Below are 24,419 nucleotides of genomic sequence, written 5' to 3'. Positions count from 1 at the left end.
AGGCGTTCAGGGCGTGTGGAGTAGGCATCTAGTTCAACGCGATCAAGTTGATCGGGTCGGACAGGATGTCGGCGATAGCGGCCAGGAATTTGGATCCTTGCTCCCCGTCGACGAGGCGATGATCGAAGGACAAGCTCAGCGTGGTCACCGACCGAAGTGCGATGTCGCCCTTGAATTCCCAAGGACGCCGCCGGATCGAGCCGAAGCACAGGATCGCAGCTTCGCCGGGATTGAGAATGGGAGTGCCGGCATCGACGCCGAAAACTCCCACGTTGGTGATCGTGATCGTCCCATCCGCGAGATCAGCTGGACCTGTCTTGCCCTCCTTGGCGGTTGTCGTCAGATCTGTCAGGGCCAACGCAAGGTCTTTGAGCCCTAAAGCGTTTGCGCCCTTGATGTTCGGCACCATCAATCCGCGTGGTGTTGCGGCGGCGATCCCGAGGTTGACGTAGTGCTTGGTGACGATTTCCTGCGTGTCTTCGTCCCATGACGAATTGACGCTCGGGTTGGAGCGGAGCGCGATCAGCAGAGCCTTGGCGACGAGACTCAATGGCGTCAAACGCACGCCCTGAAATGGCTTGGCCTGACGTAGTCGCTCGAGCAGTTCCATCGTGGGAGTGACATCGACATCGACGAATTCGGTGACGTGAGGGGCTGTGAATGCGCTTCGGACCATGGCGGCTGCCGTGTGTTTGCGAACTCCCTTGATCGGTGTTCGTTCTTCGTCGGCTGTGTGTCTCGGTGTCGGAACATCGCGTTCATTGTCGGCACCGGTGCCCGAGGCGCCAACAGACCTTGCTTCGCGGTACCTTTGGAGATCGTCACGGGTGATCTGCCCGTGCTTGCCGGTCGGCGTGACATCGGCCAAGTCGACGCCGTCAGCTCTGGCAGCGAAGCGGACAGGTGGCGCGGCGAGAGGTTTGACGGTCGCGTACGCATCCGGGCTGATCGTCGACATCGAACTCGCAGCGGACTTTGTGCTGTCCATGGGTGCCCCACGGCCAGTGGATGTCTCGGTGCGGCTCCGTCGCCTGCTGACGCTCTCGTCCGCGACGCCGTATCCGACCAGCACCGGTTCGCGTTCGGGCTTCGCCCCGGCGTCGACGTCCTGACTTCGGGAAGGCCCTGCGGCTGGGGCCGGGTCGAGGTCCGGTCCGTCGTCGGTGCGAATATCGATGAACGGGCTCCCGACGTCGACCGTGGCTCCCTCCTCGGCGTGCAGTGCAGTCACGGTGCCGGCGAAGGGAGAGGGCAATTCGACAGACGCTTTTGCAGTCTCTACTTCCGCGATGCACTGGTTCAGAGCAACCGTGTCACCGACTGCAACCTCCCAGGTGAGCAGATCGGCTTCGGTCAGTCCCTCGCCTAGGTCCGGCAGTAGAAAGGTCTTGATCGTTGGCATGCTGGAATCTCCTGGGCTACGAAGCGAAAGTACGATCGACGGCGTCGAGGATGCGGTCGACATCAGGGAGGTAATGCTCCTCGAGCTTCGACGGAGGGTAAGGAAGTGTGAATCCGCCGACCCTCGCGACCGGGGCCTCGAGGTGGTAGAAGCAGCGTTCGGTGATCCGTGCAGCGATCTCGGCTCCGATCCCGAGGAACACCGGTGCTTCGTGGGTGACGACCAATCGGCCCGTGCGTTTGACCGAATCCTCGATCGTGTCCATATCGAGGGGTGAGATCGAGCGTAGATCGATCACTTCGATCGATCTACCTTCCTGGGCGGCGACATGTGCAGCTTGCACAGCGGTTTTCACCAGTGGGCCGTAAGTCAGCAATGTTGCGTCCGTACCGGGTACGAGAATCTCTGCTCGATGTAGCGGGCGCGGGACCCGATCCAGGTCGACTTCTCCCTTCTCCCAGTACCGCCGCTTGGGCTCGAAGAACATCACCGGGTCGTCCGACGCAATGGCTTGTTGAATCATCCAGTACGCGTCGGAAGCGTTGCTGCAGGTGACCACTCGCAATCCCGCTGTTGCCGCAAAGTACCCCTCGGGTGACTCGGAGTGGTGCTCGATCGCCCCGATGCCACCGCCGTACGGTACTCGGATCGTGATCGGAACCTTCACGTTGCCACCGGTTCGGAAATGCAGTTTCGCGACTTGCGAGACGATTTGATCGAATGCAGGGTAGATGAACCCGTCGAACTGAATTTCGCATACCGGGCGGTAGCCGCGCATCGCGAGACCGATTGCGGTGCCGATAATTCCGGACTCGGCCAGCGGAGTGTCGACTACGCGCGCGCCTCCGAAGTCTTTCTGGAGTCCATCGGTGATCCGGAAGACGCCGCCCAGCTTTCCGATGTCTTCCCCCATCAGTACGACCTTCGGGTCGGTCTCGAGGGCGCGACGTAGTCCCGCATTGATGGCTTTGCCGAGGGGAAGCGTGGACACGGCTGTGGTGTCGGTCATCAGTGTGTTCCTTCGTACGATTCGAGGTAAGCAGCGAATTGGAGGCGCTCTTCCTCGATCAGAGGGTGTGGTTCGGCGTAGACGTTGTCGAACATCGACATCGGTGTCGGTTCGACGGTGCCGAGACATCCTCGACGCAACTCGGCCGCGGTTCTGTCGGCTTGCCTCTGTACCGAGACGAGGTAGTCGTCGTCTACCGCCCCAGAGGAGTCGAGCAGCGCCCGAACGCGGTCGAGCGGATCCTTCCGACGCCACTCGTCGTCGAGGGCTGCCGGTCGGTACCGGGAAGGATCGTCCGAGGTGGTGTGCGGTCCCATTCGGTACGTGACGGCCTCGATGAGCGTGGGTCCACTCCCTTCACGGGCGTGTGCGAGGGCCGCGCGGGTAACTGCGATGACAGCGAGTACGTCGTTGCCGTCGACACGCACGGACGGGATGCCGAAACCCCGTCCTCGCTCGGCGATCGATACTCGAGACTGCACGCTCACCGGCTCCGAGATCGCCCACTGGTTGTTCTGGCAGAAGAACACGACCGGGGCGGAGAAGCTGGCTGCAAATCCCAAGGCCTCGGAAATATCTCCTTGACTGGTGGCACCGTCTCCGAAATAGGTGATGACTGCGCCGTCCGTGCCGTCGAACTGCAGTCCCATCGCGTAGCCCGTGGCGTGCAATGCCTGCGCTCCCACGATGATCGCGGGCGTAGTCATGTTGTACTGGAACGGGTTCCAGCCCGAGTGCGTCGATCCGCGCCAGAATCTGAGCATGTGAGTAGGGTCGACGTCTCTGCAGTATGCGACCCCGTGCTCCCGGTAGCTTGCGAAGACGAAGTCGTCCGTGGCGAGCGCACGAGCGGAACCGACCTGTGCAGCTTCTTGACCGAGAAGTGGTGCCCACAGACCGAGTTCACCCTGGCGCTGAAGGGCAGTTGCCTCCGAATCGATCCGCCGGACAACCACGAGATCTTCGTACAGGCTCCGAAGCGCGTTGTTGTCGATGTCCTCGACGTAGGAGGAGAACTGGGCATGTTCGCGTCGTTCACCGGTTTCGGTGATCAGCTGCACCAACTCGTCGGATGAGAACATAGAGAAGGCCTCCAGAGATAAAGGGGGAGTTGCCGAATTGGCGATCTGACTCACAACATCACCAGAGTTGGGCACCGTGTGCAAGTGGGAATTTTCAAAGTGAGCAAGATGCACAGCATGTGTCAAGTTTGGGCTTGCCTGGTTGGGCGAGTTGTCAATGTGCCTGGGCTGCTTCGGTTTTGTCTGTGGGAGCCCGAGTTGCGATGATATGCGCGGACACGACCACGCCGGTGGATATGCATGCAGCAATGGCCATTCCGAGCCAGGCGCCGACGTTCATCGTGAGCGCACCCACCAGTGCTCCAACGCCGATCAGCAGAATCGACGTGAGGCGACGCCGCCATGGTTGATTCTTTCTACCGCCCAACCACGAATCGGCCGCGAGGCCGGTGATCGTGGACGTGATCACCACTGTGGTGACGTCCTTGACCGCCAAGAACCGTGCGCCCGCTGCTTGTGCACCCATCGCCATAGCTACCGAACCTGCAATTGCCACAATGGCGAGGTGGTTACCGCCGGAAGGAAGAAAAGCCAGGCATGCCACGGTAATCCACAAGACCGCGGACACCGCAGCGAGCAGCACGCTCAGCGCGCGAGGCCACCAGCCGTTCGCGTGGCGGAGAAGGCGTCCGCCGAGGGCGGCCCCGAACATGAACATCGCCAACGCCACAGCGGGGCCGAGTATCGGCAGTTCGTCTGCGTTGCCGCTCGCCATTCCGAGTATGACGACGTTACCGGTCATGTTGCCGGTGAACACCTTGTCGAGCCCCAGGTATCCGACCGCGTCGGCAATGCCGGTGGAGAAGGTCAGGGTCTGCATGCTCCAGAGAGGCATGCGGCTCCGAAGGACGGACTCTTTCGTGTTCATCGGCCCACCGCATAGCCTAGGCCGCCACGGGGATTGGCTGCACCACAGAGCAATCCGCTGTCCGGATCCCTGCCGACCATCGAAAGTCTGCCGAGCGACCAGCCGGATGAGACGGTCACTTCGTGCCCCCGCTCGCGGAGGCCAGCTATGACGGCGGAACCCACGCGGTCCTCCACGACGAGTCCGCGAGCAGAACGCACGCGCGGCCAGAACGAACTCGTGATCGCTGTGGTGTGGAACGTCGGCGCATCGATGGCCTGTTGGGGCGAGTACCCTCCGACGATCGTGCGCAGAACGTACAGCAGCTGCCACTGGTCTTGCTGATCTCCGCCCGGAGTACCGAGCGCCGCTGTCGGCACTCCGTCCGTCAAGAGCATGGTCGGACTCAGTGTCGTGCGTGGGCGCCTACCCGGTGACAACCCCGATGGGCTCTCCGGGTCCAGCCAGGTCATCTGCAGTCTGGTTCCCAGGCAGAAGCCCAATCCGGGAATCGCGGGAGAGGACTGCAGCCACCCTCCGGAAGGGGTGGCCGAGATGAAGTTTCCCCACCTGTCAGTGATATCCAAATGGCATGTGTCGCCGCGGGTTTCCCCACTTCGGGCGACGGTCGGCTCTCCTGTACCTGCGATGTCGACTCCGGTCGAATCGAAAGCAGGCGGAAGGAACGGCTGACGGCCCGGCACGGCACCGGGACGCATGTCCGCACTCGCAGTCTCGGAGATCTGGTGCGCACGTCGGGCACAGTACTCGGGCGACAGAAGATGGTCGCACAGGTCTTCCGAGGTGGTGCCGTCGTCGCCGTAGTAGGCGTCACGGTCGGCCATCGCCAGTTTCATCGCCTCCGTGATGTTGTGTATTCCCTCCACGGTCGCGGGGTCGACACTGGCGCTGTGCGCGACTACGTCCAAGATTCCCAATGCCTGCAACAGGACTGGACCCGACGACCAGAATCCTGCCTTGGCAACTTCGGTGCCCCGGAAGGTGTGCACAAGCGGAGGTTCACGACGAATTTCGAGGTCGGTGAAGTCTTTGACTGTGATGACTCCGGGATGGTCGCGGCCGTCGGAATGGCGATGAGGCGTAGCGACGAATCGGGATATGGTCTCGGCTATCGGGCCCTGCCAGAGTTCGCGTGCCCTCTTGATTCCAGTCAGGCGCGACCCCGATGACGATGCGGTCGCCAGTTGCTCGAGCACCGCTGCGTAGGTTGGATTCTCGATGATCGAACCCGGTGTGGGCGCAACGCCTCCGGGTAGCCAGACCGCGGCGGAGGTTGGCCAGTGTTCACGAAAATGAGGGGTCATCGTGTCGATGACACCGGACAGCTTTTCGCTGCACGGAACACCCTGCAGCGCATAGTCGATGGCGTACTGTAGAACGTCCGCCAGCCCCCAGGTCCCGTAGTCCTGCAATATCGTCAGCCAGGATTCCACGGCGGCGGGAACTGCAGCGGCGAGCGCTCCCGCGCCCGGTACTTCGGTCAATCCCATCGCGCCGAACGATTCGATCGTCGCGGCTCGCGGTGCGGGCCCCTGGCCCACAACGACTTCCGGGCGATCCCCCGCGGCGGTCGCGACGATCGCGACCATGTCACCGCCTGGGCCGTTCAGGTGTGGTTCGACGATGTGCAGTACGAAGCCGGCAGCGACTGCGGCGTCGAAGGCGTTGCCGCCCCTCTCGAGGACGGAATGGGCTGTTGCGGAGGCTATCCAATGGGTGGAGGCTGCCATGCCGAACCAGCCGCGCAGAGTCGGGCGGGTGGTATCGCACGGTGGGGCGGTGAACGAGGTGTGCACAGAGGGAGACTGCATATTGACAGTATGCAGTCTGAAGGTAATTGGATGCAATAGCTCGGGTGTCCCGAACTTGTACGGCTACCTGTCGTTGTCTTCTGCCCACCGAGCAAGATGCTCGGCAGTCGAGCGGATGTGGATGGACATCGCCTGACGAGCGGCCCGAGGATCGTGTGCACCGATTGCATCAGCCACATCTCGATGCTGCTGGAGGTTCTCGCGCATCAAACGGCTGCTTCTCGCATAGATGGTGAACGACGAACTCGACGGAAGGCGACGGCTGATCTCGGTGATGGTGATGATCAGCTGGCGGCTGTCACTTCCTTCGAGTACTGCACGATGAAATCGGCTGTTCGCGTCGGACCACAGCCTTTCCAGCTCGGTCTTGGCGACGTCGTCTCGATCGAGGGCGGACTCGAACTCGGTCCATGCGGTGCGCAGTTCGGACAGCCCGGAGTCGGTGATGTGCTCGGCAGCACGTGAGGCCGCGAGACCTTCGAGTTCGGCGCGAACCTCACCCAGTTCCCTGATGTCGCGGCCGGACAATCCTTCGACCAACGCGCCGCGGTTCTTGGTGATCGTCACGATGCCCTGTGCCTGGAGGACTCGCAGGGCCTCGCGGACCGGCGTCCGCGACACTCCGAATTCCTCAGCTATCGCTTCGTGACGAAGCCAGGAACCAATGGGTATACGGCCGTTGAGGATTCGTCGTTGTAGCTCGGCAACCAGGGAGTCGCTCATGGATTGGGAGTCTGGTGAAGATCCGGTCTGCATTACACCCCTCTGCCCTGCATTTCATCCGAGATCCTCGATTCTATGACAGGAGGGTCGGGCGTCGTTCACGGCCCGCATTCCGGGATCGTCGACTCGCGCACCGAAGGCAGGCGCGCATCAAGGCGGCAACTTGTCACATGGGCGCAGAATCGAGGTCGGTTCGCAGTGGGTATCGGCCGTTGCGAAGGGCTATTTCGTCCTCGGTGGAAGGGAACAGGATGGCGGCACCGACGGTGGCCATATCGTGGGCCGCGTCCACGATCGGGCGCATTTCTGCGCTGTACCCTGCCGAGACCGGAGATGTCGCGTTCATCGTCAGAGCACGCCCGAGCGCGGCGGCTCCGAGCATTGCCAACGACGTGCCCATCCCGGAGAAGAAGGATGCGCAGTACCCTGCGTCGCCAACGAGCGCCACACGTCCACGAGCCCAAGTCGACATCTTGACCTGGCTCACCGTATCGAAGTAGAGATCCGGCGCAGCGCTGATCTCAGCTCGAAGTTCGGGGAACTTCCATCCGCGGTGCCCGGCGAACGCCGAGGCGAGCATGTGGCGGTGAGAGTCGACGTTGCGGTAGTCGTACGAGACGAGCGGGCTGCGGTAGCCCAGAATTACAGACTGTTCGTGTCCGTCGCCGCGCACCATCACCATGCGGTCGGGCTCGTTGTATACGGTGGTCCCCGATACGCCCAGGTCCGTTCTGCACTTTCGAATGACACCGACGTACAGCCCCAGGTGCCGCACGAATTCTTCCTCGAGACCGAACGCAAGTCGGCGGACGCGGGAGTGCATGCCGTCCGCACCGATCACCAGATCGAAGGTCTCTGTCCACGCATGTTCGGCGGCCACATCCACCTCCACGTGTGAGTCGAGTTCGCGCATCGCGTCGATCGAGCTGCCATGGTGCACGACGATGCCGTCGTCCTCGATCTTCGCGCCGAGAATGCCGACCAGATCGTCCCGTGAAATCTCTAGATCGTCGGGGTTGTCGTACACATCTGTGTTGGGCTCCACCTCGGCTTGTAGCTCGCCGCTTCGATCGACGAAGGAGAAGCGGTCCTCGTACGCCACCTTGCGGTCGCGCAGTTCGCCGAGGATTCCCAAGTCCCGTGCGACGTCGAGAGCAGCACCTCGCACGTCGACTGCCACACCGCCCTGGCGGGGCCCGGTCGACCGTTCCAGGACCGTCACCGCGTGGCCGGCGCGCTTCAGGACCAGTGCCGTGGTCAGCCCTGCAACCGATCCGCCGGATATCAGAATTTTCATTGTTGACGCCTCCTGCAATTCACGTTGAGCGTTCTCGGAGTCAGCTTCGGTTCGGCGGTTGCCGGTGCCTGAACACCCGCGACGATAAATGTGTCGAGGGTGTTACAGATCACTTCAACTCTTGACTGTGACCAAGATTGGATGCAATAGTTCTAACACGAATTCGGATTCGAGTATAGCCGTCAGTGCCCGTCCGGTACCGGCGTTGAACTGTGTCTCGGCCGCCCGGAGCGGCCCCTACTACATTTACGAATCGAGCATCATGACCTCCAATGAGCAACCAGTTTCGGTTCCCCCCGAGGCTGACCATCTGAAGCGAGGCACCATCGGTGGCGTCGGCCTCACCTTCATGGTCGTAGCCGTTGCAGCCCCTTTGACTGCAATGGCCTCGAATCTGTCTCTCAGCCTGGGGTTCGGAGTCGGTGCCGGCACGGTTGGGCTACTTGTGATCGTTGCCGTGGCACTGACGATCTTCGCCTCGGCATTCGTCTCGCTGGCACGTCACGTCACCAATGCCGGTGCCTACTACGCCTTCATCGGGTTCGGACTCGGCAGCACCGTCGGCTCCGGCGCGGCATTCGTTGCAACGACTGCATACAACATGGCCGCAGCCGGGATGGCTGCCGCGACTGGCTACTTCTTCGATTTGACGATGCAAGCCGCATTCGACATCGAAGCTCCGTGGTACGTGTACGCAACGGTGACCCTGCTGCTCACCGCCTGGTTCGGCCGACGCGGTGTGGAGGTCACCAAACACTTGATCACTGTGGTTTCACTGCTGCAGTTCGCGTTGCTGATCGTTCTCGCGATTGCAGTAGGAATTCAACGGCCGAGCGGATGGAAGCTGGATGTCTTCTCGCCGTCGGCGATGCTGGATGGGAACATCGCTCTCACCCTGGCGTTCTGCGTTCTGTCGTTCGTCGGTTTCGAGGCGACTGCCATCTACGGCGAAGAAGCAAAAGCGGCACGGAAGAGCATCAAGTGGGCGACGTATGCATCGATCATCCTGCTCGTCGGGGTCTTCGTGGTTGCGACCTGGTCCTTGGTCGCGGCTTTCGACGACGTCAAGGCAGTCGCTGCCGAAGACCCCGGTGCATTGGTGTTCCGTACTGCAGACATCTACCTCGGTGAATGGTCGGGAACGCTGATGTCCGTCCTCGTAACGATCAGTTTCTTCGCAGCCAGCGTCGCATTCCACAACATGGCAGCGCGTTATCACTTCGCACTCGGACGCGCGGACTTGCTTCCTGCCCGGCTCAAAACGGTTCACCCCCGCTGGGGTACCCCCAGCACTGCCGGCACCGTGCAGATCGTTATTTCGGTGCTGGTCCTGCTGCCGTTCATCGTGTCGGGATCCGATCCGATCGTCAATCTCTTCCCGATGGTCTCGGGCGTTACCAGCGTTTCACTGATCACCCTCATGATCGGCTGCTGCGTCAGCGTGCTCGTTGCCGTCTACAGGAAGAAATTGCCCACCGGCAGATGGGCGACCGTAATCGCTCCTTCGATCGCGGGTCTGTGCCTGTTGACTGTTCTCGTCGTGATCATCGCCAACTACTCCGATGTCACCGGGAGTACCAAACTGGTGGTCACGTTGATGCCCCTGCTGCCGATCGCCGCGGCCCTTTACGGAGCGGGTCGTCAGCGGCGAATCGGCGTTCACAAAGAACTCTCGGTGGTGGAGTGAAGGGGTGGACGACGACGTGACAAGACGACGCCTGGTGGATGTCGCTCCCCTCATCGACTACGAATCCGTGACCGCCCCAGAACTGTTGAGCCCGACTCCAGCCGAGATGTTGACCTCGACGCTCAGCCATCGCGGTCTCGTGTATGCGGCGGTGCCCGGGTGGAGGCCCCTACGGTTGGACCTTCACCTCCCCGCCGCAACTGCCGGTCGGCCCTGGCCGGTCGTTGTGTACGTACACGGTGGTAGCTTCGTCGGTGGCGTCCGAGAAATGGGTCCGTGGACATCTCTTCCCGCCGAAGGCATTGCGGTGGCGTCCATTTCGTATCGGCTGGCGGCCGAGGCCTCTTTCCCCGAGCCGGTCGAGGACGTTCGCGCTGCTGTTCGCTGGGTTCGGCGAAACGCTCGAAAATTCGATCTCGACCCGGGGCGGGTGTCACTGTGGGGGAGCTCGGCCGGCGCACTGCTGTCAGGGATCGCCGCAGTGTCCGGCGATACGCCTCTCGGGCGCACAGTGGGCGACGGGACCGTACCAACCCACGTGCGATCCGTCATCTCCCACTACGGGCTGAGCGATGCCTCTGCGCTGGTCGCCGACGCAATGGCGGGTGGAGAGGCTGCGGCCGACTCGCTGGCGGAGATCATCGAGCTGTTCACCGGAACCGCCGCGACCCCGGTGTCCGTCGCCGCGCACATCGCCGATGGCGTCAGGCCGAGATATTTGCTGGTGCACGGCGACACGGATACGCGAGTGGGACACGGTCAGTCCGTTCGACTGCACCGCGCACTGACTTTCGCACGCTTCGAGAGCGACCTGAGTATCGTACCGGGAGCCGGCCACGGGACCGCGGAGTTCGCGGACGAGGTCCGGACGGAGTTGGCAATTGCGTTTCTCCGCGAGTCCTGGAAAGAGTGAGTTGGCCCGACGATGTCCCGCCCCAATCTGAAACCACTGCAAAAGCGCAGTAAAGAATCTGCTTCCCGGATATTGCAGGCGGCGGTCGAGGTGATCACCGAAGTCGGCATTCAGGACTTCACGATGGGTGGTGTTGCAGAGGCCGCCAAGATCTCGGTAGGTGGTCTCTACGGGCGCTATCCGGACAAAGATTCGTTGTTGTATGCCGTCAAGGACAAAGTCTTGACCGATCTCACCCGGACGGTCGAGGACTCGCTCGATGGTTCCGAACCGACCGTTCGGGCCGTGATCCGCGCATACGCGGGAACGCTCTCCCGTGTCCTGTTCGGTGCAGAACGCCTGTACGCGTTCATCTTTGTGCACAGTGCACACGATGACAGGCTTCGCGGCAGGGGCTTCGAGTTCCATCGTGACTTGCGCGCGGCCCTCGTCGGCAAATTGAGGACGGCGGGCGTGGTGGATGAGGGTGCCCTCGCGACCACCTACGAGGTCATCGTTCAAAGCCTGTTGATGCGCGTCATTTCGCTGGGCCACAGCAACACGGGAAATGCACCGTACGAGGGCTTCCCGTCACCGGACGAGTACGCAGCGTGGCTGACCGACTACGTTTGCCGCGCGCTCGTCGACGTCCTCACCTACGGACCAAGCCCCGAGGCGTCTGGGTCCGGTCCCGCGACGATGCATGAATAGAGAGCCGCGTGCTTCCGGAGCGCTGGCTCGAACCGACGAGTCGGTGGCCGCACGACGTCGGTCTCGATAATGCCGGCTTGCATCCAATGGTGCTTTCGTATTGCGATGTTGGGGCCGGTCTGTGTCTCGTAGTGGATTCGAGTGGCTGCACGACCGACTACCGCCGCCGCCTCGTGATACCTGCCGACCAACGCAAGACGGATCGCAGTGGCTACTTCACGCGTCGCGGTCGTGCCGATCGCCACCGCAGATGCTCCTGCAATCACGTCGTCGACGACGCCCAAACCTCCGAAACCGCTGATCAATTCGACCCGTGTATTTCTATCGAGGTATTCGATGCGCTCGTAGGTAGGCATCGCCTCACACTTCACCGCGATGCACTCCGGACTCTCGTTCAGTGCCGCCGCGAGATGATGAGGGCTGATCTCGACGCCCGAGAATCGAGGCAGGTCCTGAACGATCACAGGCACGCCGGCCGCTTCGTGTGCGGTGGCAACCGAGGCTCGAACGCCCTCGGCCGACGATGCAGTGACCGGAATCATCACCGCGGATACGGATCGACGAGCCTTCGCCGTCAGAGTCGCGAATTCCGTTCCGAAAGAACCGGATTCGAGTGCCAACACGGAGGCGACTACCGGTACGCCCCCGGCCACCGATTCGATGGTTTCGAGGATCTCGGACTTCTCGGCCGCCGTCAGTGTGAGTGGCTCGGCGATCACACCGAGGGCGATCAATCCGTCGCAACCGTTGTCGAGGAGATGCCGCACAATTCGCCTCAGTGAGGGCGCATCCAACCGTCCGTCGCAATCGAAGGGGGTGGGCACCATTCCCCAAGCGACAACGCCTGTTTCGTGCCCCAGCGCGCGTTGTGCGTTGATCACGGTTCGTCCTCTCGTACGGTTGTCGGCAAACGTGTCGGCATTTTCTGCCAATTCCACTGTTGCCCTTCCAGATCGAGCATTACGGTGTATCGTATGCTAACGTACACCAATTGCATCCAATTATAGGAGATCGCGTGACCTCGAACGACATCCCCCCGACTCCAGGAGACACCCTGCTGTTCGAGAACGACAGGGTTCGCGTCTGGTCGATGACATTGGAACCGCACGGCATTTTCGATTTTCATCAGCATCACCACGACCATGTCGTCGTGTGGCCCGATGCGGGTCGGGCGCAGGGGCAAGACCTCGGAGTGGAAGATTGGGGAATCAGTCAAGTCGCGGAGCCAGGCTTCGTGCTCTACAAAACAGTTGGACGAGCTCGTCCGCTCACGCCTCACCGCATCCGAAATCTCGAAAACCGTCGGGTTACCCACTACATCGTCGAACTGCTGGACGAGTCTCCAAGTGAGGTCGAACTACCTTGGGAGCACAACGACAGGGGATCGTTCACAAAGTAGAGCGGCGTAAAACTCAGCGACTCGCATGCGAGCGCAATTCGAGGCCGGACGGCCCCAAACATCGATCGCAGCGGTCGAGCCGGTGTAGTCCTGGCATGCATGTTCAGCGCTGTCGGAAGCCGGTCCTTCACAATTCGACGTAGCCAGTTGGGGCCCGACCGTCGAGCAGCTGCGTTGTGTCCGCACCAATAGTCTCTGCGGCGATGGCGAGCTGGGGCCAGAACGATGGCTGGACGGCCTTGATGTTCTTCGCAAACTACGAACCTTCAGTTCGGTCCCGGTGGTGGTACTGACAGCACGGGACGACGAGCGCTCGGTGGTACGGGCCCTGCGCGGCGGTGCAATCGATTACGTCGTCAAGCCGGTTCGATTGGGTGAATTGCACGCGCGACTGGAGGTGGCCGCGCATCGTCGAAGCGCGGCCACCGAACCCGCGGCGGACAGGCTGACACTCGGTGACGTCGTCGATTTGTCCGGTCGTGCCGTCGAAGTCGGCGGACGCGCTGTTGCGCTGACCACCAAAAAGTTCGACCTGTTGGCACATCTGGTGACGCGACGCGGCGAAGCAGTGAGCCGGGAACAGTTGATGGACGCGATCTGGGGTGACGCCTATGTCGCGATCTCACGAACGCTCGACGTCCACATGACGGCGTTGCGTTCCAAGGTCGCTCGCCCGGGTACCATCGCCACCATCCGCGCCTTCGGCTACCGCTGTGATACCTGACGTGCGTCGGCGTGTCCTGTTGGTGTTGATGATCTACTCCACCGTCGTCGTGCTTGCTCTGTCGGTTCCCCTCGCACTGTTGGTCGGCCGCGAACGGGCCCAACGGTTCGGCGAGAATCGGGCCGCTGCAGCATCGTTCTTCGCAGAACTGAGCTCGCGAGAACACGAATCCGGCGTAGCACGTATCCGAGAATCGGTGCAGCGCTACAACAGTCTGTACGACGAGGGCCTCGCCGTCGTCGATCGCACCGGAGAGGCGCGGGCGGTGTCCGGCATGGGCTTGCAGAGTGCCGACGTTCAGCAGGCGGTGCTGAGGCGGTGTTCAAGTGTGTCCGCTGATGTCCTGTGGACGCATTCCGAGGCTTTCGATGAAGGTCGACACGCGTGCTCTGGCCTTCGCGTCACCACCGGCGAAGAGCACATCCAGCGGGCCGCCTGCGGCCAGGACGTCGCGACAGAGGGTATTGAAAGCCTCGACGACATCGGCGCTTGCCGGGGCGACCGCAGCGACTTTCTGAGCGACAGAGGTGTCGTGGGGAACCGCCAATCCGTTGGCGCCGGCATCGAATGGGTTGGTGATATCGACGATGATCTGGTGGCCAGCCCGCCCCCGAACTCGCTGACGATCGGGGCGGCGCTGTCGAACAGCACCGCGAGGAGGACGATGTCGCCGGCTGGCCCGCGACTACAGGACCGGCTTTGCCGCTCGGCTCACCGATGCCGCCCGCGAGGCTGGCGCGTCGGACCCCGACCAGCTCGGCGAGCAGTTGGCGCTGTTGTTGGACGGTGCCTCGGCACGGAGTCGAGTTCTGGACTCCGACACCCTCGCCACTGCCGCCGCCATCGCACCCGTTCTCGTCGACAACGCGATTCCCGTACCGTAACGGCTCCGGGCATGCGTGTCAGAGCGATTGGCTCAGTGTCTGGGTGGACAGCAGTGCTCTGGTCTCGGCAACTACGCGGTCGCTGAACGCGGGATCACGCACCTGGGCGGAGCCGAGCATGGGTTTGCCGCTTTCGTCGTAGTAGACGCCCGACGTCTGCTGTGGCGTGGTCAGTGTCGCGGCAAGCAATCGTGCCGCACGCTTGGGTGTGCTCCAGTTCTTGATGAGCGGGGCCAGCGGCGACAGGACGTACTTTGCGAGGAACTTCAGCAGTGGTCCGGCGTCGCGGCCCAGACCGGTGCCGGGGTTGAAGCCCGGTTCGACGGCAGAGAACTGCAGCCGAGGGATTTCGCGCGCGAGAGCGAGAACGGTGGCGAGGTTCGTTTGTTTGGAGGTGGCGTAGGCGTCGAAGCCGGGTTTGGACGATCCTCCGGGCAACCACTCGCCTCGTGCACTCGCATCGGCGGAGATGTACCGCCCACCACGAAAGCCGACCGTGACCGCGGGCTTGTTGTCGGGGTCCTCCGAGGACGAGCAGGTGAAGACGACGTTCGCGTGGTCGGGTAGGTGTGGAACGAGGGCCTCTGTGAACGCGAACGGTCCGAGGTGGTTGGTAGTGAAGGCCAGGTCCCATCCCTGGAGGTTCTTCTCAGCGCGGTTGGGCATGATGCCCGCATTGTTGAGCAGTCCCGCAAGCGGAAGTCCGAGTTCGACGATCTGTGCGGCAGCTGCGCGAACGTTCTCGATGTCGGAGAAATCGCAGACGACCGAGACGGCGTGGTTCCCGGTGGCCGATTCGATTTCGGCTTTCACCGACTCGAGCTTGTCCGGATCCCGGCCCACCAGCACTACGGTGCCATGCTGCGCGAGCTCCAATGCGGCGTATCGACCCATTCCGGACGTCGGTCCGGTGACGATCCACGCCGGGGTGTTACGAGCCTGTGTAGCCATGTCGATGTCCTGTTCATTTGTGGTACAGCGGTTTTCGAGCGAAGTCGGGGCCGGGCGATGTCAGTTGCCGGAGATCACCCGCCAGGTGGCCTCGAAAGCGAGGCGGGTGAGTCTTTCGGCTTCGGCCGGCTCGCGAATGATCGCGTCGATGGTGGTCTCGGCGATGGTGTTGGTGAGCGTGAGCAGGAAGATGAGGGGGGCATCATGCATCGGGCCACCGGCTCGGCTTCGCTCGAGGAGGTCGGCCATGGCACCGAACGCCGCGTTCGCCTCGTCGTGGCTGGCGGCGGTGATCTCGTCCGACACCAGCAGTTGTGCGACTGCACGCCTCTTGTCGGGACTGGTTGTCGCCCAGTGCATCCACTGTGTCCACACGTGCAGCATCTGCTCGCGTGGTTCTTCGCCGACGGGAATGCCGACCAATGCCGACTCCGCCATCTCTGTTTTGAGGGACACGAAAAGCTCGTTCAGCAGAGCAACTTTCGTGTCGAAGTAGACGAACAACGAGCCGTTGGAGACACCTGCCTCCTTGGCGATCGCCGCTGTCGACGCTCCGAGTCCCTGGGCGGCTATGGCGCGGGTGGCCGCGGTCAAGATTGCGGTTCGTCGATTCTGATCACGTGGTCTGGCCATGCCGAAACAATATAAGAGAGTGAGCAGTCAGTCAACTATCAATTTCATCGGTGCTCCTGAAACGGCATTACGTGCGTGGCGGACCGCGTCCGGCCCGCCCTGCGACAGCGTCCTCGATCGCCACCGTCATTCGCATGCTCTGACGAAAGCATCGGCCAAAGATCCGGGTTGGGTGATCAGCGCCTCGTGACTACCCCGCGTCGAGATGACGTGGCCATCGGAAAGGCGGTCCGGGAACCGTGGTGTCCAGCCGAAGTCGCCGGCCGGCAGGGATATGTCGTCGTCGGTCGCGATGTAGGTTGCCGGAAGACAAAGGCGTTGCCATTCATCGAGATTCAGAGATTCGTTCACCGTATGGAATGGCTGGCGCGTGAGGAGTGAGTGGAACACCCGCTGTGTTTCGGGGGACGCGTCCTGCATGAGGGCAGCCGCGAAGACGTCGGCCGGGAAAGCTATGGAATTGTCGCTCGATTCTTGTGCCGACGAGCGGAACATCTCACCGAACTCGGTTGGGCACAGGTCGATCAGCGATTCTCCGGTGTGAGGCACGAACGCGCTCCAGTACACGAGTCGTTCGATGCGGTGGGGTATGCGTTGCGATGCACCCGAGACCAGAAATCCACCCCAACTGTGTCCCACAAGAACGACATTCGTGACGTTGTGCTGTTCGATGTACTCGACGAGGTAGTCGACGGTGTCAGCGAGATGAATATCGGCACGCGCGTCGTCGGCACCGAGTCCTGGCATGGTGGGTGTGTACACCGTGTGTCCCTGGGCGCGAAGCAGTGTTGCGACCGGGTTCCAGGCCCACCCTCCGTGACAGAGTCCGTGTACGAGGACGAAGGTCTTGGCCATGATGTTCTCCTGTGGGTTGGGGTGTGTTCCCGACGGCGACATCGAAGTGATGTCGCCGTCGCGGGTGGATCAGTAGGTGCCGACACCGCCGCAGACGTTGATCGCCTGCGAGGTGATCGAGGCGGCCGAATCGGTGACGAGATAACCCACGAGGCCGGCGACCTCGTCGGGACGTGAGTACCGTCCCAGGGGGATCCTGGCGATGAACTTCTTCTCGATCTCCGCCTCCGTGGTAGCGAACTGGGCGGCGTACTTCTCTCGAAACCATTGAGACATGGGTGTTTCGACGTATCCCGGGCATACCGCGTTGACGGTGATGCCGGTCGGGGCGAGTTCGTTGCCGAGGGCCTTGGTGAAGCCGATGACCCCGTGTTTGGAGGCGGAGTACGGCGCGCCGAGGACGACGCCGAGTTTGCCGGCTGTCGAGGAAATGTTGATGATGCGTCCCTGTTTCTTGGACCGCATACCGCCGGCGGTGAGTACTTCGCGCGTGACGAAGAACGTGCCGTTGAGGTTGGTGTTGATGACATCGAACCAGAGCTCGTCGGTGATGTCCGCAGTCACTCCGCCGCCACTGATTCCGGCGTTGTTGACCAGAACGTCGATGGGGCCGTAGCGTTCGACCGCGGTGCGCACGACGTGCGCGACATCCGCTGTCGATCCGACGTCTCCCGGTCCGCCGTCGACATCGAGTCCCAACTCGCGCAGTTCGGTCACTGTGGATTCGACTTTGTCTTCGTCTCGGGCGCAGAGGAATACGCGATAGCCTTGATGGGCCAGGTGGGTCACGATGGCCAAGCCGATACCGCTCGTGCCGCCGGTGACCAGCGCGACTCGCGGGCCGGCTTCTTCGGCATTGTTCATGGGGGGTCCTTGTGGGTTCGGAGTGTCAACTGCGGATGAGGTCGGCAGCTTTTTCCGCAATCGCATAGACGGTTGCGTTGGTGTTGGCGGACACCGGCGACGGCATGATGGATGCGTCGGCTACTCGGAGTCCGCCGATGCCCCGTACACGCAGGTGGAGATCGACGACGGCCATCTCGTCGGTGCCCACGCGGCAGGTTCCGGCGTAGTGGAAATAGACGACCAGGCTTCGCGCGAGGTAATCACGCACCGATGCGCTGTCGCCGACGGCCATGCCCGGCTGCATCTCCCCGCCTCGCCACTGCGCCAGTGCCGGCGCGTTGCCGATCGAACGAGCGATCTCGAGCCCTAATTCCATCACCGCGACATCTCGTTCGTCACCGAGATAGTTGGGGTCGATCAAGGGACTGACCGACACCGACTTGTCGGCCACACGTACCGATCCTCGACTGAACGGCGTCACGGCCGAGAAGGCGATCGCGTATCCGTTGTCGGGTCCGGGCAAAGTCTGCGCACGCATCGGCGCGGTGATCGCCAGAATCTGCAGGTTAGGACCGGCGACAGCACCCGGTGTTTCGACGAGGCCGATTGCCTGGCCCATGAGGTTGTGCTGGTTGTGGGGGAGGGGTGCGGTCGACTCGTAGAGAACCGTGGACATGGGGTGATCGTGCAGATTCTCCCCGACACCGGGCAGGTCGAGGACAACGTCGATTCCGTTGTCCTGCAGATGCTCCTTCGGTCCGATTCCGGATACAAGCAACAGATGCGCGGAGCCGATGGCACCGGCGGTGAGGATGACTTCGCGGGTTGCCTTTGCCCGCACCGTGTATCCGCCGCGGAGATACTCGATCCCCGTTGCCGCTCCGTCTGCGACCAGGATGCGTCGAACCATGGCGTCGGTGACGACGTGAAGGTTGGGGCGATCCAGGGTCGCCTGGTCGAGGTAGGCGTCGGACGCGCTTTGGCGCTGCCCGTCCTTGATGTTTCCGTCCGATAGTCCGAAGCCGATCTCGACGCCGCTGCTGATGTCCTGCGCTCGTGGATATCCCATTTCGGTCGCACCGTTCAGTGCGGCCGTGGCGATGGGGCTCGGCGCTGACATGGGACCGACCGAGAGTGGCCCGCTGGTTCCGCGGATCTCGGCGTCGCGGCCGGTGGTGGTTTCGGATCGCTTGAAGTACGGCAACAGGTCGTCGAACCCCCAGCCCTTCGCCCCCTGGTCGACCCACGCGTCGTAGCTCGCTCGGTGTCCGCGGACGAAGTTGAGCCCATTGGTGGCGGAGGATCCGCCCAGGGCGCGTCCTCGGGGCACTGGGACCGATGACTGCGAGAACTTTTGTGGCACTGTGGATTCACCCCAGTTGGCCGCTGTCCCCATCAGTTCGGGCCATGCGAAGGGGATGGCCATTGCAGGAAGTACGTCGGAGGATCCTGCCTCGACGAGTAGAACGTGCACGTGTGCGTCTTCGCTCAGGCGCGCTGCGAGGACGCTTCCGGCTGTTCCCGCGCCGACGATGACGTAGTCGAATGGTGGGTGTGTTGGACCGTGTAGTCCGGGAATGATGGTCGGTGATCCGCTCAGTTGGTTCATGCCACAACAGTGGACGAATCCGTGCGGTCGTTGTGTCCACGAACTGGACAGACTCCGTGTCGGCAATCACCTGGCCGATGAGGCGTTACCGGCTAGCGTTCGACGGCGAAACCCGCGACGACGTCGGCGAACTGGGCGAGCATTCGTTCGGTCGCGTCATCGTCACGGTCGGCCAGCCAACCGAGAACGAGTCCGTCCAGGATCGTTGCGACCATCCGGCCCAGGACCGGCATCGGTATCGACCATCGGATCTGCGCAGACTCCTCGACAGAGGCCATAGCGCGCATCGACTGCTCGAAATACTGTTGGTACTGCCAGGCAGCGAGGTCGGCCAGTTCGTCGTCGCGCAGGGCCATCGTCGTCAGTTCGTAGCCGACGAGGTGTCGATCCGGATGTGCTCGTGCGTGCTGCCATGCGGTGTCGAAGACGGTGCGAACCGCGGTAGCGGTGTCGGAGCGAGCAGGCCGGATCTCGGCTGATGTCTCGACCATTCCAGTGACGACCGATCGGATCAGTTCCTGGAACAGTTCCTTCTTCGAGTTGAAGCAATAATGGAAGATCCCCTGGTTCACGCCGGCTTCTGTGCAGATCGCTCGGGTAGTGGTCTTCTGGATTCCTGATGCCGCAATGACGCGAAATGCTGCCTCCACCAGCTCTTGTCGTCGCTGTCCGACCGGTACTCGTGCCATCGTCCGTCGCGCTCCTGTCGGCCAAATCTCGTGGTTGATGTACTGGATCCTACAACCAGGTCCCTTGACTTGGTCACATGACCAACTTACTGTCATGGACACCCCTCCCGTTCCGGTCGAGGGACCACAGTGAGGAAGTTGCAGATGACTGCTACATCGATCGAATCGGAACGCGTGTGCGTTGTCGGTGCAGGTCCGTCCGGGCTGGTCGTCGCTCGTCAGCTCCGTGAGGCGGGCATTGCCTACGACCACTTCGAGAAGCATCACGACGTCGGGGGCATCTGGGATCCAGAGAACGAGGGGAGCCCGATCTACAAGAGCGCGCACTTCATCAGTTCCAAGTACACGAGCGGATTCTTCGGACACGAGATGCCGGAGGGCTACCCCGACTACCCGTCGTGGCGTCAGATCCGCGACTACATCCGACAGTTCGCAGCCGACGAATGCCTCTACGAGGCAATCACTTTCAATGCGTCCGTCGAGTCCGCAGATCTGCAGGCCGATGGCACATGGCAGGTGTCCGTCGATGGCTCCATGCGCCACTACCGCGCACTCGTTGTCGCTCCCGGTGTCACCTGGCTCGCGAACCAGCCCAGCATCCCGGGCAGTGAGACGTTCACCGGGCAGCTGATCCACTCATCCGCTTACCACGACACGTCCTTGTTCGACGATCGGAAGGTATTGATCGTCGGGGCAGGAAATTCGGGAGTCGACATCGCCTGCGACGCGGCCAGGAGTGCGGACCGCGCGTACCTCAGTGTGCGGCGCGGCTACCGATTCCTCCCGAAGCATGTCTTCGGTGTGCCACTGGACGTATTCATCGGATCCGGTGCAGCCGCTCCCGCGGGCGTTACCCTCCCCGAGGACCCGAATGCCCTGGTGGATGCGCTCGTCGGCGATGTGACCCGATTCGGTCTGCCCGCACCCGATCACAACCTTCTCGAGTCCCACCCCATCGTCAACGATCAGATCATTCACCACTTCACACACGGTGACATCACGGCAAAGCCGGGGCTCGACAGGATCGCCGGAAACACAGCAGTATTCGTCGACGGCAGCACCGAGGAGGTCGACGTCATCGTCCTGGCGACGGGATACGAGCAGAAAGTGCCGTTCCTCGACGACAGTCTTTTCGAGTGGAAGGACGGACATCCACAGCTGTATCTCAATGTATTCAACAGAACCGTCGACTCTCTCTACGTCGTTGGCTTCGTCGAGTTCGCCGACGCCGCGTACAAGCGATTCGAGGAGATGGCACAGCTTGTCGCACTTGATCTTTCGCTCGAAGGCGAGAACAAGAAGCGATTCACCGAGCTGAAGGCGTCGCACCGGCCCGACCTCCGGGGTGGAGTCGACTACATAGACACACCACGCCACGCGAACTACGTGGAAACGCACGCCTATCAGCACGTGCTGTCGGAGATCCGCGACGAGTTCGGGTTGACGTCGCCGGCCGGGATGCACTCGTGACCAGGACGTCCAGGGTGTCACGCCGGGGTCCACCGACCGCTCGATCATCCGAGTCGATCACGTGCCCCTCGCGTATCGAGCGCCGACGAGACACTCTGCAGCGCACGAGACTGACCAAAACCTCTCTCGCCGTGTCGGGAGAACGAGGAACGGGCCGAACAACGTTGCTGGCGGAGCTGACGGAAGGAGCTGATCCCGTCTGGTTCGACGGTCTGGACCTGCTTCGCCTGACCGAAATGGAATGGATTCGCGCCGTTGCTGTGGCGCTCGACAGTGGGCTGCGTCCTGTCGTGGTCGACAACGCACATCTGTTGTCGCCATTGGCCGCTCATGGTCTGTACGAGTCGACATCTCGGTCGGCCGGATGGTTTGCACTCGCCAGCGCACCGCTCGGCACGGTGGCACCGGACGTGTATCGATTGATCGATTCGTGCAGAACGCACGTCGAGCTGATTCCACTGAGGTTGCGCAAGCACGAGATCACCACACTGATCGACGCGATGCTGGAGGACATGGGTGCCCGCGTCCGCTTCACAGCCGGCGCAATGCGACTCCTCCTCGCGCACGACTGGCCCGGCAACGTGGCCGAACTGGAAGCGGAGGTGCTCGCCGCAAGCCGGACACGTTCGGTGGGTGACGTTAGCGTCGGTGATCTGGGGCGCTTGCGGGAGCGAGCTGCAATGCCGCTGCTCAGCGCAATCGACAGCGCTCAACGGACCGTTATCGAGGACAAGCTCATCGCGCATCGGGGGAACAAGCTCGCCGCAGCACGGCATCTCGGGATCAGCCGTACGACGCTCTACAAGCGAATGCGGCGGTTCGGCATAGCGGGCTGATTCACGGGCCGCGAGATTGCCATCGCCCCAGCCGTTCACGGTTCCGTCCACCGACGTGACCGACGCACGAAACGAAGATGGAGACACGACATGAAGTGTTTGGTGACCGGTGCAACAGGATTCGTCGGCAGCAATCTGGTCAGAGATCTGGTCCATGCCGGACACGAGGTTCTCGCGAGCGGTGCTCCTGGGTCTACGACACGCTTTCTGAGCGGCCTTCCCGTGAACATCCAGCTGGCAGATCTGCTCGATCGTCACGCTGTTGATTCGCTGGTCAAAGGTCAGGACTGGGTCTTCCATCTTGCAGGGGACACATCGACCTGGCGCAAACTCTCAGCACGCCGGCGCAGTGTGAACGTCGTCGCCGCAGGTATTGTCGCCGACGCGAGTGTCGACGCCGGAGTCGGTCGTCTGGTGCACACCAGCACGATCGATGTGCATGGATGCAACTCCGACGGATCACCAGTGGACGAACGTGGAGGTAGCAATCCTTTGACCGGCATGGGATACGACTATGCCGAAACCAAAGTTACTGGGGAACAACAGGTTCGGAACAGGATTGTTGACGGCCTGGACGTCGTGGTGGTCTATCCGGGCTTCATGATCGGGCCGTTCGACCACACACTGCAGCTCGGCCGGGTGATTCGCGACATGCACGAGGGTAAGACGACGTTCGCGTTCCCCGGTACGTCGTCCTTCTGCGACGTACGAGGCGTGTCGGCCGGCATTCTGGCCGCGGCAGAGCATGGACGATGCGGTGAAGGATACAACCTCTCGGGATACAACGTCGGTTACGCAGAAATGTTCTCGCGTATAGCCGAATTGGTGGGTGCGAAGCGTCGCCCGATCAGGCTCCCGCGCAGCGCGTTGGTCGCGTACGGTGCCGGTCAGGAAGTCTCGGCCATGGTTACGGGACGCCCGCCTTCGATGGACCGCGGCCTGGGCAGATATCTTTCTTCACCCCAGTCCTCGGATTGGGGTAAGGCGCAGCGCGAACTCGGGTATTCACCCGGAAACATCGACATTGCGATCATCGACGCCGCGCAGTGGTACGACGACAACGTGTGCGCATGACCACCGAGCTCGAGGGCCGGAGACCCTTCACATGGTCGTGCATCTCGGACGTCACCCAGGTTGGTTCGGCGAGGCTGGACGCCTCTGAGATCGACGTCGATGCACTTCATCGGGTAGCGGGTACACCGATCCGCCCGATGATGGACGTGTCCGGCGAACAACTGTTTCTCGCACTCACAACGGCGAAATACTTGTCCGCCGAGAGCGGGGTCGAGCTCGGCGATGTCATCTTTGCCGTAAGTCCATCTGCTCTGGCAACCGTCTGCGATTCGCCGGAATCAACTTTTCCCACGATGCATCGAAGTCTCGACACCGCCGGCGGAGAAGCCGAACGGACCCCACTGGGAGCGTTTCATCTCGCACTGGAGATGGTCATCGACAATTACGTCGAAGTTATCGAGCTACTCGACCGTGACATCCGCCGCGTCGAAGGGGAGGTGTTTTCCCGCGCCGGTGGACATTCGGTGGAAGCGATCTATCGGCTCAGGCGGTCTGTCACCGAGATGGAGAGAGCAACCACGCCGTTGACCGGCGAGCCATTGAGTCGCCTGCTCCGACGCAGGGCACCCGGCTGGGTCACCTCGGGCGAGTACGGAGACACGATAGATGCAGACGGAATCGCCGAGCTTGATCGACACCTGCACCGCGTGGTGTCCAGGGTTCAGGGAATGCGGAGTCAACTCGACAGCATGCTCGATGCGAACTTGACCCAGGTCAACCTGAGGCAGAACGCAGATATGCGCAAGATATCGGCCTGGGTAGCAATCGCATCGGTGCCCACCCTCGTAGCCGGGATCTATGGAATGAACTTCGACAGCATGCCGGAACTCACATGGGCATTCGGCTACCCGTTTGCGCTGACTCTGATGAGTTCTGTCGCGACGACATTGCATTGGCGGTTCAAGAAAAACGGGTGGCTTTGATCCACAGCAGGGCATTTTGCTCGACGCGACACTGCGCGACGCCT

General features: G+C 62.1%; 23 protein-coding genes and 1 pseudogene. 9 read left to right on the top strand and 15 right to left on the bottom strand.

Annotated features, from left to right (window positions below; all coding sequences use genetic code 11):
• Positions 1 to 28 precede the first annotated feature (28 nt).
• The 7 genes from O4220_RS18535 to O4220_RS18505 form a co-directional block, all read right to left on the bottom strand.
• Positions 29 to 1,402 carry a dihydrolipoamide acetyltransferase family protein gene (locus tag O4220_RS18535; RefSeq protein WP_269606883.1) on the bottom strand — a complete coding sequence of 458 codons (1,374 nt, stop codon included), beginning with the start codon at positions 1,400 to 1,402 and terminating at the stop codon, positions 29 to 31.
• Positions 1,403 to 1,418: 16 nt separating this feature from the next.
• Positions 1,419 to 2,411 carry an alpha-ketoacid dehydrogenase subunit beta gene (locus O4220_RS18530; protein ID WP_269606881.1) on the bottom strand — a complete coding sequence of 331 codons (993 nt, stop codon included), beginning with the start codon at positions 2,409 to 2,411 and terminating at the stop codon, positions 1,419 to 1,421.
• Positions 2,411 to 3,493, bottom strand: coding sequence for a pyruvate dehydrogenase (acetyl-transferring) E1 component subunit alpha (pdhA, locus tag O4220_RS18525; RefSeq protein WP_269606878.1), 1,083 nt, complete (start codon positions 3,491 to 3,493; stop codon positions 2,411 to 2,413). Before pdhA ends, O4220_RS18530 begins: the two co-directional genes overlap by 1 nt.
• 154 nt (positions 3,494 to 3,647) lie before the next feature.
• Positions 3,648 to 4,328, bottom strand: coding sequence for a YoaK family protein (locus O4220_RS18520; RefSeq protein WP_269606876.1), 681 nt, complete (start codon positions 4,326 to 4,328; stop codon positions 3,648 to 3,650).
• A gap of 29 nt (positions 4,329 to 4,357) precedes the next feature.
• Positions 4,358 to 6,172 (bottom strand): gamma-glutamyltransferase family protein, encoded by a 1,815-nt coding sequence (locus O4220_RS18515; RefSeq protein ID WP_269606874.1) that lies wholly within the window; start codon positions 6,170 to 6,172, stop codon positions 4,358 to 4,360.
• Between the two features lie 63 nt (positions 6,173 to 6,235).
• The gene (locus O4220_RS18510; protein ID WP_269606872.1) at positions 6,236 to 6,895 is read right to left on the bottom strand and encodes a GntR family transcriptional regulator; all 660 of its coding nucleotides are present in this window, start codon (positions 6,893 to 6,895) and stop codon (positions 6,236 to 6,238) included.
• A 166-nt stretch (positions 6,896 to 7,061) separates the two neighbouring features.
• Positions 7,062 to 8,192, bottom strand: a complete 1,131-nt coding sequence (locus O4220_RS18505) for an FAD-dependent monooxygenase (RefSeq protein ID WP_269606870.1) — start codon at positions 8,190 to 8,192, stop codon at positions 7,062 to 7,064.
• Between the two features lie 262 nt (positions 8,193 to 8,454).
• On the opposite strand from O4220_RS18505, the gene O4220_RS18500 reads away from it, so the two are divergent.
• The 3 genes from O4220_RS18500 to O4220_RS18490 are packed head-to-tail and all read left to right on the top strand — an operon-like array spanning position 8,455 to position 11,482.
• On the top strand, positions 8,455 to 9,879 hold the full coding sequence (locus O4220_RS18500; RefSeq protein WP_269606868.1) for an APC family permease: 1,425 nt from the start codon (positions 8,455 to 8,457) through the stop codon (positions 9,877 to 9,879).
• Positions 9,880 to 9,895: 16 nt separating this feature from the next.
• Positions 9,896 to 10,792: an alpha/beta hydrolase gene (locus tag O4220_RS18495; RefSeq protein ID WP_269606865.1), complete on the top strand. Its 897-nt coding sequence runs from the start codon at positions 9,896 to 9,898 to the stop codon at positions 10,790 to 10,792.
• Between the two features lie 12 nt (positions 10,793 to 10,804).
• Entirely contained in the window at positions 10,805 to 11,482 is a 678-nt protein-coding gene (locus O4220_RS18490) for a TetR/AcrR family transcriptional regulator (RefSeq protein ID WP_269606863.1), read from the top strand.
• Here the strand turns inward: O4220_RS18490 and O4220_RS18485 are convergent.
• Positions 11,428 to 12,363 carry a dihydrodipicolinate synthase family protein gene (locus tag O4220_RS18485; RefSeq protein ID WP_269606861.1) on the bottom strand — a complete coding sequence of 312 codons (936 nt, stop codon included), beginning with the start codon at positions 12,361 to 12,363 and terminating at the stop codon, positions 11,428 to 11,430. The two genes, O4220_RS18490 and O4220_RS18485, sit on opposite strands and share 55 nt — an antisense overlap.
• A 134-nt stretch (positions 12,364 to 12,497) precedes the next feature.
• On the opposite strand from O4220_RS18485, the gene O4220_RS18480 reads away from it, so the two are divergent.
• Positions 12,498 to 12,881 (top strand): hypothetical protein, encoded by a 384-nt coding sequence (locus O4220_RS18480; protein WP_269606860.1) that lies wholly within the window; start codon positions 12,498 to 12,500, stop codon positions 12,879 to 12,881.
• Between the two features lie 232 nt (positions 12,882 to 13,113).
• Positions 13,114 to 13,605: pseudogene (locus O4220_RS18475) on the top strand (response regulator transcription factor); the annotation flags it as partial.
• Positions 13,606 to 13,927: 322 nt separating this feature from the next.
• Here O4220_RS18475 and O4220_RS18470 read toward each other — a convergent pair.
• The 7 genes from O4220_RS18470 to O4220_RS18440 form a co-directional block, all read right to left on the bottom strand.
• Positions 13,928 to 14,152, bottom strand: coding sequence for a hypothetical protein (locus tag O4220_RS18470; protein ID WP_269606858.1), 225 nt, complete (start codon positions 14,150 to 14,152; stop codon positions 13,928 to 13,930).
• 355 nt (positions 14,153 to 14,507) lie between these two features.
• Positions 14,508 to 15,440 carry an SDR family NAD(P)-dependent oxidoreductase gene (locus O4220_RS18465; RefSeq protein ID WP_269606857.1) on the bottom strand — a complete coding sequence of 311 codons (933 nt, stop codon included), beginning with the start codon at positions 15,438 to 15,440 and terminating at the stop codon, positions 14,508 to 14,510.
• Positions 15,441 to 15,500: 60 nt separating this feature from the next.
• Positions 15,501 to 16,073, bottom strand: a complete 573-nt coding sequence (locus O4220_RS18460; RefSeq protein ID WP_269606855.1) for a TetR/AcrR family transcriptional regulator — start codon at positions 16,071 to 16,073, stop codon at positions 15,501 to 15,503.
• A gap of 126 nt (positions 16,074 to 16,199) precedes the next feature.
• On the bottom strand, positions 16,200 to 16,928 hold the full coding sequence (locus O4220_RS18455; protein WP_269606853.1) for an alpha/beta hydrolase: 729 nt from the start codon (positions 16,926 to 16,928) through the stop codon (positions 16,200 to 16,202).
• Positions 16,929 to 16,997: 69 nt separating this feature from the next.
• Entirely contained in the window at positions 16,998 to 17,792 is a 795-nt protein-coding gene (fabG, locus tag O4220_RS18450) for a 3-oxoacyl-ACP reductase FabG (RefSeq protein ID WP_269606851.1), read from the bottom strand.
• 25 nt (positions 17,793 to 17,817) lie between these two features.
• Positions 17,818 to 19,383 carry a GMC family oxidoreductase gene (locus O4220_RS18445; RefSeq protein WP_269606849.1) on the bottom strand — a complete coding sequence of 522 codons (1,566 nt, stop codon included), beginning with the start codon at positions 19,381 to 19,383 and terminating at the stop codon, positions 17,818 to 17,820.
• 92 nt (positions 19,384 to 19,475) lie between these two features.
• Complete coding sequence (locus O4220_RS18440) at positions 19,476 to 20,072, bottom strand: TetR/AcrR family transcriptional regulator (protein WP_269606847.1); 597 nt, start codon at positions 20,070 to 20,072, stop codon at positions 19,476 to 19,478.
• Between the two features lie 144 nt (positions 20,073 to 20,216).
• Here O4220_RS18440 and O4220_RS18435 point away from each other — a divergent pair, with 144 nt between their 5' ends.
• The 4 genes from O4220_RS18435 to O4220_RS18420 all read left to right on the top strand — a co-directional run bounded on the left by O4220_RS18435 (position 20,217) and on the right by O4220_RS18420 (position 24,375).
• Positions 20,217 to 21,542: a flavin-containing monooxygenase gene (locus O4220_RS18435; RefSeq protein WP_269606846.1), complete on the top strand. Its 1,326-nt coding sequence runs from the start codon at positions 20,217 to 20,219 to the stop codon at positions 21,540 to 21,542.
• Positions 21,543 to 21,673: 131 nt separating this feature from the next.
• The gene (locus O4220_RS18430; protein WP_269606845.1) at positions 21,674 to 22,378 is read left to right on the top strand and encodes a helix-turn-helix domain-containing protein; all 705 of its coding nucleotides are present in this window, start codon (positions 21,674 to 21,676) and stop codon (positions 22,376 to 22,378) included.
• A 90-nt stretch (positions 22,379 to 22,468) separates the two neighbouring features.
• Complete coding sequence (locus tag O4220_RS18425) at positions 22,469 to 23,452, top strand: NAD-dependent epimerase/dehydratase family protein (protein WP_269606844.1); 984 nt, start codon at positions 22,469 to 22,471, stop codon at positions 23,450 to 23,452.
• Positions 23,449 to 24,375, top strand: coding sequence for a CorA family divalent cation transporter (locus O4220_RS18420; RefSeq protein WP_269606843.1), 927 nt, complete (start codon positions 23,449 to 23,451; stop codon positions 24,373 to 24,375). Before O4220_RS18425 ends, O4220_RS18420 begins: the two co-directional genes overlap by 4 nt.
• Positions 24,376 to 24,419: the final 44 nt, after the last annotated feature.

It is taken from the genome of Rhodococcus ruber (assembly GCF_027270735.1).
Lineage (GTDB): Bacteria > Actinomycetota > Actinomycetes > Mycobacteriales > Mycobacteriaceae > Rhodococcoides > Rhodococcoides rubrum_A.
Note: the sequence above shows the minus strand (reverse complement) of the source record. Positions and strands in the feature narration are given on the sequence as shown.

Bases quoted from the DNA above. Each gene is read 5' to 3' on its own strand.
- pdhA (WP_269606878.1), bottom strand. From the start codon at position 3,493: ATGTTCTCATCCGACGAGTTGGTGCAGCTGATCACCGAAACCGGTGAA.
- O4220_RS18465 (WP_269606857.1), bottom strand. From the start codon at position 15,440: ATGGCTACACAGGCTCGTAACACCCCGGCGTGGATCGTCACCGGACCG.
- O4220_RS18510 (WP_269606872.1), bottom strand. From the start codon at position 6,895: ATGAGCGACTCCCTGGTTGCCGAGCTACAACGACGAATCCTCAACGGC.
- O4220_RS18535 (WP_269606883.1), bottom strand. From the start codon at position 1,402: ATGCCAACGATCAAGACCTTTCTACTGCCGGACCTAGGCGAGGGACTG.
- O4220_RS18445 (WP_269606849.1), bottom strand. From the start codon at position 19,383: ATGAACCAACTGAGCGGATCACCGACCATCATTCCCGGACTACACGGT.
- O4220_RS18425 (WP_269606844.1), top strand. From the start codon at position 22,469: ATGAAGTGTTTGGTGACCGGTGCAACAGGATTCGTCGGCAGCAATCTG.
- fabG (WP_269606851.1), bottom strand. From the start codon at position 17,792: ATGAACAATGCCGAAGAAGCCGGCCCGCGAGTCGCGCTGGTCACCGGC.
- O4220_RS18455 (WP_269606853.1), bottom strand. From the start codon at position 16,928: ATGGCCAAGACCTTCGTCCTCGTACACGGACTCTGTCACGGAGGGTGG.
- O4220_RS18420 (WP_269606843.1), top strand. From the start codon at position 23,449: ATGACCACCGAGCTCGAGGGCCGGAGACCCTTCACATGGTCGTGCATC.
- O4220_RS18440 (WP_269606847.1), bottom strand. From the start codon at position 20,072: ATGGCACGAGTACCGGTCGGACAGCGACGACAAGAGCTGGTGGAGGCA.
- O4220_RS18515 (WP_269606874.1), bottom strand. From the start codon at position 6,172: ATGCAGTCTCCCTCTGTGCACACCTCGTTCACCGCCCCACCGTGCGAT.
- O4220_RS18500 (WP_269606868.1), top strand. From the start codon at position 8,455: ATGACCTCCAATGAGCAACCAGTTTCGGTTCCCCCCGAGGCTGACCAT.
- O4220_RS18520 (WP_269606876.1), bottom strand. From the start codon at position 4,328: ATGCCTCTCTGGAGCATGCAGACCCTGACCTTCTCCACCGGCATTGCC.
- O4220_RS18530 (WP_269606881.1), bottom strand. From the start codon at position 2,411: ATGACCGACACCACAGCCGTGTCCACGCTTCCCCTCGGCAAAGCCATC.
- O4220_RS18490 (WP_269606863.1), top strand. From the start codon at position 10,805: ATGTCCCGCCCCAATCTGAAACCACTGCAAAAGCGCAGTAAAGAATCT.
- O4220_RS18460 (WP_269606855.1), bottom strand. From the start codon at position 16,073: ATGGCCAGACCACGTGATCAGAATCGACGAACCGCAATCTTGACCGCG.
- O4220_RS18435 (WP_269606846.1), top strand. From the start codon at position 20,217: ATGACTGCTACATCGATCGAATCGGAACGCGTGTGCGTTGTCGGTGCA.
- O4220_RS18505 (WP_269606870.1), bottom strand. From the start codon at position 8,192: ATGAAAATTCTGATATCCGGCGGATCGGTTGCAGGGCTGACCACGGCA.